The organism is Pseudoflavonifractor sp. SW1122, assembly GCF_012027765.1.
GTDB lineage: Bacteria > Bacillota > Clostridia > Oscillospirales > Oscillospiraceae > Enterenecus > Enterenecus faecium.
In genome coordinates, this window is the sequence record NZ_SJOS01000008.1 from 36,799 (window position 1) to 51,189 (window position 14,391).

At 62.7% G+C, this 14,391-nt stretch carries 14 protein-coding genes; all 14 read left to right on the forward strand.

The window, feature by feature from the left end; genetic code table 11:
* Positions 1 to 11 precede the first annotated feature (11 nt).
* The 14 genes from murI (at position 12) to E0L15_RS03545 (ending at position 14,342) form a co-directional block, all read left to right on the forward strand.
* Positions 12 to 827: a glutamate racemase gene (gene murI, locus E0L15_RS03480; RefSeq protein ID WP_087231474.1), complete on the forward strand. Its 816-nt coding sequence runs from the start codon at positions 12 to 14 to the stop codon at positions 825 to 827.
* 16 nt (positions 828 to 843) lie between these two features.
* Complete coding sequence (locus E0L15_RS03485) at positions 844 to 1,284, forward strand: DUF1934 domain-containing protein (RefSeq protein ID WP_087231477.1); 441 nt, start codon at positions 844 to 846, stop codon at positions 1,282 to 1,284.
* 34 nt (positions 1,285 to 1,318) lie between these two features.
* On the forward strand, positions 1,319 to 3,067 hold the full coding sequence (gene argS / locus E0L15_RS03490) for an arginine--tRNA ligase (protein ID WP_168124558.1): 1,749 nt from the start codon (positions 1,319 to 1,321) through the stop codon (positions 3,065 to 3,067).
* Positions 3,068 to 3,332: 265 nt separating this feature from the next.
* On the forward strand, positions 3,333 to 4,622 hold the full coding sequence (locus tag E0L15_RS03495) for a glycosyltransferase family 2 protein (RefSeq protein WP_168124559.1): 1,290 nt from the start codon (positions 3,333 to 3,335) through the stop codon (positions 4,620 to 4,622).
* 845 nt (positions 4,623 to 5,467) lie between these two features.
* Positions 5,468 to 5,914, forward strand: a complete 447-nt coding sequence (rimP, locus tag E0L15_RS03500; protein ID WP_087231486.1) for a ribosome maturation factor RimP — start codon at positions 5,468 to 5,470, stop codon at positions 5,912 to 5,914.
* Positions 5,915 to 5,928: 14 nt separating this feature from the next.
* Positions 5,929 to 7,119: a transcription termination factor NusA gene (gene nusA / locus E0L15_RS03505; RefSeq protein WP_087231489.1), complete on the forward strand. Its 1,191-nt coding sequence runs from the start codon at positions 5,929 to 5,931 to the stop codon at positions 7,117 to 7,119.
* A gap of 43 nt (positions 7,120 to 7,162) precedes the next feature.
* The gene (locus E0L15_RS03510; protein WP_087231492.1) at positions 7,163 to 7,435 is read left to right on the forward strand and encodes a YlxR family protein; all 273 of its coding nucleotides are present in this window, start codon (positions 7,163 to 7,165) and stop codon (positions 7,433 to 7,435) included.
* On the forward strand, positions 7,432 to 7,839 hold the full coding sequence (locus tag E0L15_RS03515) for a 50S ribosomal protein L7 (RefSeq protein ID WP_168124560.1): 408 nt from the start codon (positions 7,432 to 7,434) through the stop codon (positions 7,837 to 7,839). Before E0L15_RS03510 ends, E0L15_RS03515 begins: the two co-directional genes overlap by 4 nt.
* Positions 7,839 to 10,166: a translation initiation factor IF-2 gene (gene infB, locus E0L15_RS03520; protein ID WP_168124561.1), complete on the forward strand. Its 2,328-nt coding sequence runs from the start codon at positions 7,839 to 7,841 to the stop codon at positions 10,164 to 10,166. Before E0L15_RS03515 ends, infB begins: the two co-directional genes overlap by 1 nt.
* Before the next feature lie 78 nt (positions 10,167 to 10,244).
* A complete protein-coding gene (argC, locus tag E0L15_RS03525; protein ID WP_168124562.1) occupies positions 10,245 to 11,165 on the forward strand; it encodes an N-acetyl-gamma-glutamyl-phosphate reductase in 921 nt (306 codons plus the stop codon).
* Positions 11,166 to 11,183: 18 nt separating this feature from the next.
* Complete coding sequence (rbfA, locus tag E0L15_RS03530) at positions 11,184 to 11,579, forward strand: 30S ribosome-binding factor RbfA (RefSeq protein ID WP_087391987.1); 396 nt, start codon at positions 11,184 to 11,186, stop codon at positions 11,577 to 11,579.
* The gene (locus E0L15_RS03535; protein ID WP_168124563.1) at positions 11,576 to 12,526 is read left to right on the forward strand and encodes a DHH family phosphoesterase; all 951 of its coding nucleotides are present in this window, start codon (positions 11,576 to 11,578) and stop codon (positions 12,524 to 12,526) included. Before rbfA ends, E0L15_RS03535 begins: the two co-directional genes overlap by 4 nt.
* A 17-nt stretch (positions 12,527 to 12,543) precedes the next feature.
* Complete coding sequence (gene truB / locus E0L15_RS03540) at positions 12,544 to 13,416, forward strand: tRNA pseudouridine(55) synthase TruB (protein WP_168124564.1); 873 nt, start codon at positions 12,544 to 12,546, stop codon at positions 13,414 to 13,416.
* Positions 13,417 to 13,433: 17 nt separating this feature from the next.
* Positions 13,434 to 14,342: a bifunctional riboflavin kinase/FAD synthetase gene (locus E0L15_RS03545; RefSeq protein WP_168124565.1), complete on the forward strand. Its 909-nt coding sequence runs from the start codon at positions 13,434 to 13,436 to the stop codon at positions 14,340 to 14,342.
* Positions 14,343 to 14,391: the final 49 nt, after the last annotated feature.

Genomic DNA, 14,391 nt, shown 5'->3' on the forward strand with positions numbered 1-14,391 from the left:
AGGGGCGTCGGATGGATACACGTCCCATTGGAGTGTTTGACTCCGGCCTGGGCGGCCTCACCGCCCTGCGGGAGCTGGCCCGACGGATGCCCCAGGAAGATCTGGTGTACTTCGGGGACACCGGACGGGTGCCCTATGGCAGCCGCTCCAAAGAGACCATCATCAAGTACGCCCAGCAGGACGTGGCCTTTTTGAGCACCTTTGACCCCAAGGCCATTGTCATTGCCTGCGGCACCGTGTCCACCACCGCTCTGGACACTCTGCGCCAGCAGTATGCCGTGCCCCTGTACGGGGTGGTGGAGCCCGCCGCCCGGGCCGCCGCCCATCGCACGAAAAACGGCAAGGTGGGGCTCATCGGCACCCAGGCCACCATCCGCTCCGGGGCCTACGAGCGGGCGCTGGATGCCCTGCGCCCTGGCACCCAGGTGACCGCCCGGGCCTGCCCCCTCTTTGTGCCCCTGGTGGAAAACGGCCGTTTCCACCCCGGCGACATCGTGGTGGAGACGGTGGTGAAGGAGTACCTGGAAGAGGTAAAGGCCCAGGAGGTGGACACCCTCATGCTGGGCTGCACCCACTATCCCTTGCTGCGAGAGGTCATTGGGGCCTGTATGGGCCCTGAGGTGGAGCTGGTGGACGTGGGCGCGGAGTGCGCCCGCTGGGTCATGGGACAGCTCTCCGGCCGGGACCAGCTGGCCCCTCAGGACCGGAAGGGCAGCCACCGCTACTTCGTCAGCGACAGCACCGGGGACTTTGCCGCCCTGGCCTCCATGTTCCTGGGTGAGGACGTCACCGGGGACGTGGAGCAGATTGACATCACCGTGTACTAATGGGAGGACGGGAGCCATGACAGACAATGTGATTATTTCCATCAAAGGCACCCAGGTCAGCGCCGAGGGCGGACCCGACGAGATGGAGCTGGTGACGGCGGGCGTGCTTAACCAGGAGGGAGAGGGACGCTACACCATCTCCTACGAGGAGAGCGAGCTCACCGGACTGGAGGGCACCACCACCGTGGTACGGGTGGACGGCCCCCGGGTGACCCTGCTGCGAGAGGGGAGCATCAACTCCCAGATGGTATTTGAAGAGGGACAGCGCCACCTGTCCATGTACGAGACCCCCTACGGCTCCCTGTCCGTGGGTATCCTCACCCGGCGGATGCGCTCCACCTTGGGCGAGGCCGGGGGAGACCTGGAGATCGACTACGCCATTGAGATCGACCATCTGCTGGCGGGTCAGAACATCTTCCGCATGAACGTGAAAAAGGACCCGTCTATTGCTCAGTGACAGGCGGAGTTAGACTACAAAGGAGAGAATAACGATGGCAAATTTGATTCAGACCGCCCGGGACCAGGTGGCGGAATTGACCCAGAAGGCCTATGAGAAGGCCGCCGCCCAGGGCCTGCTGCCCCAGGGTGAGACCATCCGAGGCACCGTAGAGGTGCCCAAGGACAGCCGAAACGGGGACTTTGCCTCCTCCTTTGCCATGGCGGGGGCCAAGGCATTGAAGATGGCCCCCCGTGCCATTGCCCAGATCATTCTGGACAACCTGGAGCTGGAGGGCACTCTGTTCCAGCGGGCTGAGATTGCCGGTCCTGGCTTTTTGAACTTCTTTTACTCCCCCAACTGGTACCAGCAGGTGCTGGGTGCGGTGGAGGAGGACCCCGCCGGATACGGCTCCAGCGATGTGGGCCACGGCCAGAAGGTGATGGTGGAGTTCGTCTCCGCCAACCCCACCGGCCCCATGCACATGGGCAACGCCCGTGGCGGCGTGCTGGGTGACACCCTGGCCAATGTGCTCTCCCGGGTGGGCTACAACACCTGGAAGGAGTTCTACGTCAACGACGCCGGCAACCAGGTACACAAGTTTGCCCAGTCCATCCACGCCCGGTACATGCAGATCATCCTGGGTGAGGACGGCTACGAGTTCCCCGAGAAGGGCTACCAGGGCGAGGACATCAAGGAGCTGGCCCAGGCCTTCTACGCCGTCCACGGCGACAGCTACAAGGACGCTCCCGAGGAGAAGTGGCTGGAGGACATGAGCGCCTTCGGCCTGGAGCGCAACATCCCCAAGATGAAGGCCGACCTGCTCAAGTATGGCATCGAGTACGACCAGTGGTTCCTGGAGTCCGAGCTGCACAACTCTGGCTATGTGGCCCAGACCGTGGACCTGCTGGCTCAGAAGGGCTGGACCTATGAGAAGGACGGCGCTCTGTGGCTGGACACCACCGGACTTTTGAAGGAAAAGTACCTGCGGGAGGGCAGAAGTCAGGAGCAGGTGGATAAGCTGGATTTGAAGGACGACGTGCTGCGCCGCGCCAACGGCTTCTACACCTACTTTGCCGCCGACATCGCCTACCACCGCAACAAGTTCGAAGAGCGTCACTTTGACAAGGTCATCAACGTCTGGGGCGCTGACCACCACGGCCACGTGGCCCGTCTCCAGGCCGCTCTGGACGGCCTGGGCCTGGACGGCTCCAACCGCCTGGTCATCGTGCTCATGCAGCTGGTGAATCTGCTCCAGGACGGCAAGCCCGTGCGGATGTCCAAGCGCACCGGCAAGGCCATCGCCCTCCACGACCTGCTGGACGAGATCAGCGTGGACGCCGCCCGCTACTACTTCAACAACCGGGCCTCCACCAGCCCCCTGGACTTCGACCTGGACCTGGCCGTGCGTCAGGACTCCGACAACCCCGTCTACTACGTCCAGTACGCCCACGCCCGTATCTGCTCCCTCATCGCCAACCTGGCCGCTGAGGGCGTGCAGGTGCCCGCCTGTGCCGACGTGGACGCCGCTCTGCTCTCCACCGAGGAGGAGCGGGGCCTTATCAAGACTCTGGCCCAGTACCCCAACGAGATCGCCCAGGCGGCCCAGCACTACGACCCCAGCCGCATCAACCGCTATCTCACCGGTCTGGCCGGGGACTTCCACCGCTTCTACAACGCCTGCCGCATCAAGGGGGAGGAGCCCCAGGTGCAGGCAGCCCGGCTCAAGCTGGCCCACACCGTGCGTCTGGTGCTGGCCAACGGCCTGGGACTGCTGGGCGTGACCGCTCCGGAAAAAATGTAAGTCCCGTTCCGCTTCCGCCCTCCGGCTTGCAACAGGAGGGCGGATTTTTGCGGAGGATTTGAAAAAGTGCACAAAAGAGCCTTTGGATTTTTATAGATTATGAATATAATATGGAGAAGTTCTAAAGAATCTATTAAGAAATGGAACAACCCCTTGCAAGTTGCGTCCAAAGGGAATAGAGTAGTACAACCGATCGGTGTGGAGACCGATGGGTTGGAGATAGAAGAATGAAAAAGAACGAAGAAAAGGATATGAGGTGTGAACTATGTTGATGATGCTACAGAAATTCTGCGGCGTACTCACCTTGATCTTGGCGGTCTTGTATGCGTATCAGGCGTTTTACGTCGTGGTGGGACTGCTGCGCCGGAAGTATCCGGTGTCCGGGCAGGCCAAGACGCTTCACCGATATGCAGTGCTCATCTCCGCCCGTAACGAAGAAGAGGTCATAGGTGAGCTCATTGAAAGCTTGCAACAGCAGGACTATCCCAAGGAACTGCTGGACATTTATGTGATTGCCGATAACTGTACCGACGCCACGGCCCAGGTGGCCCGCCAGGCTGGCGCTCATGTCTATGAGCGCTTTGACCGGGTGCGGGTGGGCAAGGGCTACGCCATGGACTGGTTCTTCCACCGCCTGGAAGAGGAGGGGAAGGGCGACGTCTACGACGGCTACTTTGTCTTTGATGCGGACAACATTGTGGACCCTGCCTTTGTGCGGGAGATGAACAATGTGTTCGACTCCGGCGACTATGCCGCCATCACCTGCTACCGCAACTCCAAGAACTACGCCTCCAACTGGATTTCCGCCGGCTACTCCCTGTGGTTCCTCCGTGAGGCCCGCTTCTTGAACTTCTCCCGCATGCAGATGGGCACGGGCTGCGCCATCTCCGGTACCGGCTTCCTGGTCTCTGCCCAGGTGGTGCGGGACAACGGCGGCTGGCCCTACCACCTGCTCACCGAGGACATTCAGTTCTCCATTGACTGCGCCGTCCAGGGCCGCCGCATTGGCTACTGCGACAAGGCTGTGGTGTATGACGAGCAGCCCACCACCTTCCAGCAGTCCTGGACCCAGCGGATGCGCTGGTCCAAGGGCTTCTATCAGGTGGCTGCCCGCTACATAGGAGGCCTGTTCCGGGGCTGCTTTACCCAGAAGAAGGGGCGCTTCGCTTGCTACGACATGATGATGACCGTGGCCCCCGGTATGCTGCTGACCATGGGCGTGCTGGGTGTGAACATCTTCATCTTCCTGTCCGCCCTCACCGAGCCCCGCATTGTGGCCACCGAGCTGGTGCAGGATTCCCTGCTCTTTGTCATGGATAACCTGTTCAACTTCTACCTGGTCATGCTCCTCTACGGCGCTGTGACCCTGGCGGTGGAGTGGAAGGCCATCCATGCCCGGGCTGTGGATAAGGTGATTTATCTCTTTACCTTCCCTCTGTTCATGCTCACCTATATCCCCATCTCTCTGGCCGCTCTGGTGCGCCGAGTGGAGTGGAAGCCCATTCGCCACAACTCTTCGGCCAGCTTGAAGGCCAAGAATGGCTCTTTGACTTAACGTTAGAAATGACTCCCTGGGGTGTAAGCTCCAGGGAGTTGTTTTTTGAACGTAGATGTCAGGGAGGGCCGGTCTTCTTTTGTTTCAAGGCATAGGCTTGCCAGCCTGGTTGGGACGCTTCCCGCTTGGGGTTCCTTTTGCTCGGTCAAAAGGAACCAAAACCCGCTTAGGGCGTTCCCCCCTAAGTACCCCCCCTGGGGTACGAGGCTGGCCCTGCGTCAAGACTAGGTTCGGCCCGTCACCCTTGATGTGGCCCCTGTCACTGCCACCACACCAGGCCACCTTGGGTAGCTGGCCCTATAACCAGGCGGTTTCCATGGCCGGGCCTACCCTGGAGAAGCGGCGTTCCCGCCGCCGGAAGCCAGGCTTTCGTTAGCTGGGAACAGCGGCTCACCAGGGTTAGGCCCTGGCAATAGAAGTACACCCACACAGAGGAGTCGTTGCTTTCGGTAGAATTTCCACGCTATCCATGTGACCCCACTAGCCCAAGGGCCGAAACGAGAAGGACGCAGGGACATCCAGTACCGCGGGGTGGATTCCACAAGGAGGGGGAAGGCCCCTCCTTTGGCGATTCTTTGGTGACTTTCTCATCGGGGAGAAAGTCACCCCAGCGGAGCGTCCCTGCCAGGGACGCAGGTCTGAGCCTGAGAAATGGGAGGAGCACCAGCTTCTTCACCAAAAGGCGTGGGCCAAAGTCCACAGAGATTTTTCCATCTGTGCGCCTTGGGGGCTTGCAATCTATGGAGGGTTATGGTATACTGCTATCGTAAGTAGGGTAGTTTAGGTAAGAGTGAGGCATCCGCCTCACTCTTTCTTTTCGGACAGAGGAAAGGAGCTGAGTGAACATGGCAAAAGTGACCGACGTGGTGGCCCAGCTGGCACAGCCCATCGTGGAGCAGGCCGGATGCACCCTGTGGGACGTGGAGTACGTCAAGGAGGCCGGAGAGTGGTTTTTGCGAGTCTACATCGACAAAGAGGGCGGTGTGGACATCAACGACTGCGAGGCGGTGTCCCGACCCCTGTCCGATCTGCTGGACGAGGCCGACCCCATCCAGGGCAGCTACACCTTTGAGGTGTCCTCTGCCGGGCTGGACCGCCCCCTGAAAAAGCCCGAGCACTTTGCCGCCTGCGCCGGACAGCAGGTGGATGTGCGCTTCTACCGCCCCGTGGACGGGCGCAAGGAGTACACCGGCGCCCTGGTGGGCTGCGACGGGGACGGCAACGTCACCGTGGATGACAAGACGTTTGAGAAAAAGGACGTGGCGCAGGTGCGTCTCCACGTCACATTTTAAAGGAGTTCATTGATATGGCCAAGAAAAAGACTGCTGCAAAGAGCATGGAGCTGGACGCCAAGGAATTCTTTGCCGCCATCTCTGACATTGAGAAGGAAAAGGGCATTCCCAAAAGTTACATGATCGACAAGATCACCCAGGCTCTGGTGGCCGCCTACAAGCGGGACCACGCCGGGATCACCGACAACGTGATCGTGGACGCCAACGAAGAGAAGTGCTCGGTGCGCATGTTCGTGAAAAAAGAAGTGGTGGAGGAAGTGACCAACCCCAACACCGAGGTTGCCATCGCCGATGCCCGCCGGGCTCTGCCCCGGGTGGCTCTGGGCGACGTGCTGCGCATTGAGATCAAGCCCAAGAACTTCGGCCGTATCGCCGCTCAGACCGCCCGCCAGGTCATCGTCCAGGGTATGCGGGAGGCGGAGCGCTCCATGATCTTCGACGCCTTCTCCGCCAAGGAGCACGAGATCATCTCCGGTGTGGTCACCCGTGTGGATGCCCGCAACGGCTCTGTGTCCGTGCGTCTGACCTCCGGGTCCGAGTTCACCGACTCCTTCCTCTCCGCCGACGAGCAGGTGCCAGGCGAGGTGGTCAAGGAGGGCGACCGCATCCGTGTGTATGTGGTGGAGGTGCGCCAGGCCAACCGTGGTCCTCAGGTGGTCATCTCCCGCACCCACCCCGGCCTGGTCAAGCGCCTGTTTGAGCTGGAAGTGCCGGAAATCTACGACGGCACCGTGCAGGTCATGTCCATCTCCCGTGAGGCAGGCAGCCGCACCAAGCTGGCTGTGTGGAGCGAGGACGAGAATGTGGACGCCATCGGCGCCTGCGTGGGCCCCAAGGGCCAGCGGGTCAACGCCGTGGTGGAAGAGCTGCGGGGCGAGAAGGTGGACATCATCAAGTACTCCGAGGACCCCGCCGAGTATGTGGCCGCCGCTCTGGCTCCCGCCGAGGTGCTCAGCGTGGTGGAGCTGGAGCCCGGCAAGCGCTGCCGTGTGGTGGTGCCTGACGACCAGCTGTCCCTGGCCATCGGCAAGGAGGGCCAGAACGCCCGCCTGGCCGCCCGCCTCACCGGCCTGAAGATCGACATCCGGCCCGCCAGCGACCCCGAGCCCGCCGAGGAGCTCATGGAGGAGACCGCGGAGGAGCCCGTGGAGGTCGTAGAGGATCAGCCGGAGCAGGCTGAGGAGCTGATGGGCGAGGAGGAGTAAGCCTCCCGTCCCACCGAACATGAATCATTGGGGGTGAAGGAGAATGCCGAAAAAAATACCCATGCGCCAGTGCCTGGGCTGCCGGGAGATGAAGCCCAAGGGTGAGCTCATTCGCGTGGTGCGCTCCCCGGAGGGGGAGATCTCCCTGGATTTTAAGGGAAAGAAGCCGGGACGAGGGGCCTATGTGTGCCCCAACCAGCAGTGTCTGGCCCGGGCCAAGAAGGCCAGGAGCCTGGAGCGGGCCTTTTCCGCCCCCATTGCCCCAGAGGTATATGAGGCCCTGGAGGAGCAGATGAAGGCGGGTGAGACGCCGTGAGCCCAAAGGCATTGAGACTGCTGGGATTGGCCCTGCGGGGCAACAACCTGGCGGTGGGCGAGCTCCCCGTGGGGGAGGCCTGCCAGACCCACCGGGCCCGCCTGGTGCTCCACGCCGCTGACGCCGCAGAGAATACGGTACGTCGGGCTTCCCGAGAGGCCCAACGGGCGGGGGTGGAGCTGGTGGCTCTGCCCTGCACCAAGGAGGAGCTGGGGGCGGCCCTGGGCCGTAACAGCTGCGCCGTGGCGGCGCTCACCGATAAGGGGCTTGCCGCAGCGGTGGCGGCGGACCTGGCCCAGACCAACGGCGACCTGGAGCCCTTGGCCCAGGCCCTGGCAGAGTCCAGCCGTGGAAAACAAACCAAAACTGTGGGGCGTCGTCGCACCCCACGCAACGCGAACTGATGGAGGTGGCCGATTTGAGCCTTACGAAATATAGCGCCCGTGACGTGGCCAAGGATTTTGGGGTACAGCCCAAGGAGATTGTGGGTGTGCTGGCCCAGCACGGGATGAGCAATGTCTCTCCCACCAAGACCCTCACCGACAAGGAACTGACGGTGATTTTTGAGCACCTGACCCAGAACAACCAGGTGGCGTCCATTGAGAGCATCTACGCCGACGTCTACCACGAGAAGAAGCCCGCGGCTCCCGCCGCCAAGGCCCAGGGCAACCAGGCCCAGCAGGCCGCCCCTGCCAAGCAGGGTGAGAAGGAGCCTGCCAAGGCCATCGAGCACAAGCCCCACAGCCGCACCCCCGAGAAGAAAATCGTGGACACCCGTAAGGGCGGCGGGGTGAACCTGGAGAAGTACGACCAGCGTCTGGAGGACCTGGCTCCCGATAAGGCCAACCGCATGCAGACCGGCAAGCAGAAGTTCCAGAACCGCGGCGGCAAGAACCGTGGCCAGAACTTCGGCAACAAGCGCAAGCAGGAAGAGGCGGAGAAGATGCGCCGCCTCCAGCTGGAGATCGCCAAGAAGACCCCCCTCACCGTGAAGATTCCCGACGAGATCGGAGTGGGCGAGCTGGCCAGCCGCATGAAGAAGACTGGCGCCGAGGTGGTCAAGTGCCTGATGAAGAACGGCATTATGGCCTCTCTGTCCGAGATCATCGACTACGACACCGCCGCCCTCATCGCCATGGAGCTGGGCTGCAAGGTGGAGAAGGAAGTCATTGTCACCATCGAGGAGAAGCTCATTGACGTCTCCGAGGACAAGGAAGAGGACCTGGTGCCTCGCGCCCCCGTGGTGGTGGTCATGGGCCACGTCGACCACGGCAAGACCTCTCTGCTGGACTATATCCGTCACGCCAACGTGGTCTCCGGCGAGGCCGGCGGCATTACCCAGCACATCGGCGCTTACCAGGTGGAGGTGAACGGTAAGCCCATCACCTTCCTGGACACCCCCGGCCACGAGGCCTTTACCGCCATGCGTGCCCGTGGCGCCATGGTCACCGACGTGGCCATCCTGGTGGTGGCCGCCGACGACGGCATCATGCCCCAGACCGTGGAGTCCATCAACCACGCCAAGGCCGCTGAGATTCCCATCATTGTAGCCGTCAACAAGATGGATAAGCCCACCGCCAACCCCGAGCGCATCAAGCAGCAGCTCACTGAGTACGGCCTGGTGGCCGAGGACTGGGGCGGCGACACCATCATCTGCCCCATCTCCGCCAAGACCGGTATGGGCATCGACAACCTGCTGGAGATGGTCACCCTCACCGCCGAGATGCGGGAGCTGAAGGCCAACCCCAACCGTACCGCCCACGGTACCGTCATCGAGGCCCGTCTGGACAAGGGCCGTGGCCCCGTGGCCACTCTGCTGGTGCAGAATGGTACCCTGAAGCAGGGCGACGTGATCATCGCCGGCATGGCCGTGGGCCGTGTCCGTGCCATGACCGACTACAAGGGCAACAAGGTCACCCAGGCCGGCCCCTCCGTGCCTGTGGAGATCATCGGTATGGGCGAAGTGCCCGGCGCCGGTGACGACTTCCACGCCGTGGCCGACGAGCGCATGGCCCGTGAGCTGGTGGCCCAGCGCAAGGAAGAGATGAAGAACGCCACCACCGGCCACGCCAAGCAGAAGGTGTCTCTGGAGGAGCTGTTCAGCCAGATTCAGGCCGGCGAGATGAAGGATTTGAACATCATCGTCAAGGCCGACGTCCAGGGCTCTGCCGAGGCCGTGAAGGCCAGCTTGGAGAAGCTGTCCAATGCCGAGGTGCGAGTGCGTGTCATCCACTGCGCCGTGGGTGCCATCAACGAGTCCGATGTGATGCTGGCTGCCACCTCCAACGCCATCATCGTGGGCTTCAACGTGCGTCCTGACAAGAACGCCGCCGACTCCGCCCACCGCAACAACGTGGATATGCGCATGTACCGCGTCATCTACCAGGCCATCGAGGAGATCGAGGCCGCCATGAAGGGTATGCTGGCTCCCAAGTTCAAGGAAGTGGCTCTGGGCGAGGCCGAGGTGCGCCAGGTGTACAAGATCACCGGCGTGGGCATCGTGGCCGGCTGCTACGTCACCGAGGGCAAGGTGGCCCGCAACGCCCAGATTCGTCTGGTGCGCGACGGCATCGTCATCCACGAGGGCGTTATGAACTCCCTGCAGCGGTTCAAGGACTCCGTCAAGGAAGTGGCCCGTGGCTACGAGTGCGGCATCGGCATTGAAAAGTACAGCGACATCAAGGAGGGCGACATCATCGAGGCCTTCCAGATGGAGCAGGTGCAGCAGTAATTACGCTCTATTTTTGTGTGGGGGCGGGCGGCAACTCGCCTGCCCCCACATTCCATATTTCAAACTGGAAGTGGTAATATGAAGCCCAAAGTATACATTGACGGCAAACAGGGCACCACCGGCCTGCAAATCTATGACCGGCTGGCCCAGCGCAGCGACATTGAGCTGCTGCTCATTGACGAGGACAAGCGCAAGGATGTGGAGGAGCGAAAAAAGCTCTTGAACGCCGCTGACCTGGTGTTTTTGTGCCTGCCCGACCAGGCGGCAAAAGAGGCGGTGGCCCTGGTGGACAACCCCAACACCCGCATCATCGACGCCTCCACCGCCCACCGCACCAACCCCGACTGGGATTACGGCTTTGCGGAGCTGTCCGAGAACCATCGAAACAACATCGTCATCTCCAAGCGGGTGGCAAACCCCGGCTGTCACGCCAGCGGCTTCATCGCCTCGGTATACCCCCTGGTGCAGCGGGGCGTGATTCCCGCCCACTTCCCCCTGACCTGTTACTCCCTCACCGGATACTCCGGCGGCGGCAAGAGCATGATCGCCGAGTATGAGCAGGAGGGACGGGAGGCATGCTATGATAGCTGCCGCATCTACGGCCTGACCTTGCAGCACAAGCACCTGCCCGAGATGCAAAAGATCTGCGGTCTGGACCGGGCTCCGGTGTTTGCCCCTGTGGTGGGAGACTACCCCCAGGGCATGGCCACCACGGTGCTGCTGCCCTGGGTGGACGCCAAGCTGGCCCATGAGGCCCTGTGCGAGCACTACGCCGGGCAGGCCCTGGTGAGCGTGGCCCCCCTGGGCGGGGACGCGCCCATGATCTACTCCAATGCCCTCTCCGGAAAGGACACCATGCGTCTGGTGGTGTACGGCCACGAGGGGCAGACCGCCGTCACTGCCGTCTTTGACAACCTGGGCAAGGGTGCGTCCGGGGCTGCGGTGCAGAATATGAACCTGATGCTGGGCTTTGACGAGACCTGTGGTCTGAGCCTGTAACCAAAGGAGGAAAACACTATGGCAAGCAATCGCCTGGGACGTATCAACGAGGAGATTCAGCGGGAGCTGTCCGCTCTCATCCCCACGGTGAAGGACCCCCGGGTCACTGGCCTCATCTCTGTGACCCGTGTGGAGACCACCCCCGACCTGCACTTTGCCAAGGTCTACGTGTCCGTGCTGGACAAGACCGAGGTGTCTGGGGTGATGAAGGGGCTCAAGTCCGCCGGAGGCTACCTGCGCCGGGAACTGAGCCGGACCCTGAACCTGCGCCACACCCCCGAACTCATCTTCGAGCGGGACGACTCCATTGACCACGGCGCCCACATCCTGGAGATGCTCCGGGACCCCAACGTGGTCAAGCCCGCCAACCCCGCCAACGCCCACATCGTGCTGGACGAGGAGGAGGGAACATGACCCACCAGGAAGCGGCTCAGTTTCTCACCGAGCACGACAACTATCTCATTTTGTCCCACAAGCGCCCCGACGGGGACACCATCGGCTGCGGTGTTGGCCTGTGCCACCTGCTGCGCAAGATGGGCAAGACCGCCTGGCTGCTCCCCAGCTTGGACGCCACCGCCCTGTTCCAGGAGTATCTGGAAGGGGTACAGGCTCCAGAAGGGTACACCCCGGACACCGTGGTGAGCGTGGACGTGGCCACCCTGGGGCTGCTGCCCCCCAATGCCCAGCCCTATGTGGGGCGCATTGACCTGGCCATCGACCACCATCCCTCCCAGGAGTTCTTTGCAAAAGAGACCTGCCTGGAGGCGGACAAGGCCGCCTGCGGCGAGATCCTCTGGGAGATCGCCCAGGACCTGGGTGTGATGGACGAGACCATCGCCACCCCCCTCTATGTGGCCGTGTCCACCGACACCGGGTGCTTTGTCTACGCCAACACCACCCCCCACACCCACCGGGTGGCGGCGGGGCTGATGGAGCAGGGCATTGACTTCAAGCGCCTGAACAAAAAGCACTTCCGCACCAAGTCCGTGGCCCGGATGCGCCTGGAGAGCCTGCTGCTCCAGGGCCTCTACCTGTGCCACGACAATACCGTGGCGGTGGCCACCCTGTCCCTGGACGTGATGGCCAAGGCCGGGGCCACCAACGACGACACCGAGGACATCGCCGCCTTTGTGGGTCAGTTGGAGGGGCTGCGCCACTCCGCCACCATCCGGGAGCTGAAGCGGGGAGAGTGCAAGATCTCCATGCGCACCAATGCCGACTACCTGGACGCCTGCGCCGTGTGCGCCCATCTGGGGGGCGGCGGACACAAGGCCGCCGCCGGCTGTACCGTCATGGGCAGCGTGGAGGAGGCCAAGGCCGCCATTTTGCAGGCCATTGACCAGGAATTAAACCGTAAGTAACCGGGGAGGAACACAGGATGCCCAACGGAATCATCATCATTGACAAGCCCCAGGACTGGACATCCATGGATGTGTGCGCCAAGCTGCGGGGCGTGCTGGGAGAGCGGCGGATTGGACACGCCGGGACCCTGGACCCCATGGCCACCGGAGTCCTCCCCGTGTTTGTGGGCCGAGCCACCCGGGGGGTGGAATTTGCCGAGCGGGGAGACAAGGAGTACGTGGCAGGGCTGAAGCTGGGCCGGGTCACCGACACCCAGGACACCAGCGGAAACACCTTGGAAGAGCACCCGGTGGCGGTGACGGCCGAGCAGGTGAAGGCGGTGCTGCCCCAGTTCACCGGGGACATTCTCCAGGTACCCCCCATGTATTCCGCCATTAAGATCAATGGCAAGAAGCTCTATGAGCTGGCCCGGAAGGGGAGAGAGGTGGAGCGGCCCGCCCGGCCCGTGACCATTCACTCTCTCACCCTGGAGGGGCAGACCGCCCCCGACGAGTTTACCATCCGGGTGAAGTGCTCCAAGGGCACCTATGTGCGCACCCTGTGCCACGACATTGGAGCGGCTCTGGGCTGCGGCGGGTGCATGAGCTCTTTGCGCCGCACCATGGCCTGCGGCTTTGCCCTCCAGGAGGCCCACCCCCTGGCCGAGGTGCTGGCCTGTGAGGACCCGGCGGGGCTGCTGCGGCCCACCGACTCCCTCTTTGCGGACTACCCCGCCCTCACCCTGGGCAAACGGGGGGCGGACCGGGTGCGCCACGGCGCTCAGGTGTGCCAGCCGGAGGCGGAGGACGGAACCTACCGCATTTACGGGCCGGAGGAGGAATTCCTGGCCCTGGGACGGGTGGAGCAGGGAAAGCTCCTCATTGTCAAAAGCTTTTTTCAACCCACTTGAACGGAGAGAGAACCATCATGGCAGAGAAACAACGAGTCATAGCCCTGGGCTTTTTTGACGGGGTACATCGGGGCCACGGGGCGCTGCTGCGCACGGCCCGGGAGCTGGCCGACCAGCGGGGAGCGATTGCCGCCGCCGTCACCTTCGACCACCACCCCCGGGACCTCATCCGGGGCGAGCCCACCCCCCTCATCAACACCCACCAGGAGCGGGCCGTCATTATGAAGCGGTACTACGGCACCGACGAGGTGCTGGTGCTCCCCTTTGACCGGGCCATGATGGAGATGCCCTGGCGGGAATTTGCCACCCACATCCTGTCCGAGCAGATGGGGGCCGTCCACGTGGTGGCGGGCCACGACTACCACTTCGGCTACAAGGGAGAGGGCAACGTGGATCGGCTGCGGGAGATCTGCGGGGAGATGGGCATTGGCTGTACCATCATCCCCCCGGTGCAGATTGACGGCATCACCGTCTCCTCCACCTACATCCGTGGACTTATCTCCCAGGGGGATATGGACCGGGCCTGTGAATTTTTGGGCCACCCCCACCTCATCAGCGGCACCGTGGTCCACGGCAAGCAGCTGGGCCGCACCCTGGGCATTCCCACCGCCAACCTGGTACTGCCCCTCAATGTGCTGGTGCCCGCCTTCGGGGTGTACGCCACCCGGGTGCATGTGGCAGGGGGGACCCACCTGGCGGTGACCAATGTGGGGGTGCGCCCCACGGTGGACGACTCCAACCAGGTCACCGTGGAGCCCTGGATTCTGGACTTCGAGGGCGACCTGTACGGCCAGACCATGGAGGTGGAGCTGCACACCCACCTGCGGGGGGAGCGGAAGTTTGACTCCCTGGAGCAGCTCCAGCAGGAGATTTTCCGCAATGCAGACCAGACCCGGGCGTTCTTTGTGGGAGCAGGAAAAGAGTAAATCTAGGTGGAGAAGCGTACTTTTCCATTTTATCGGCAGCCTAGGACCC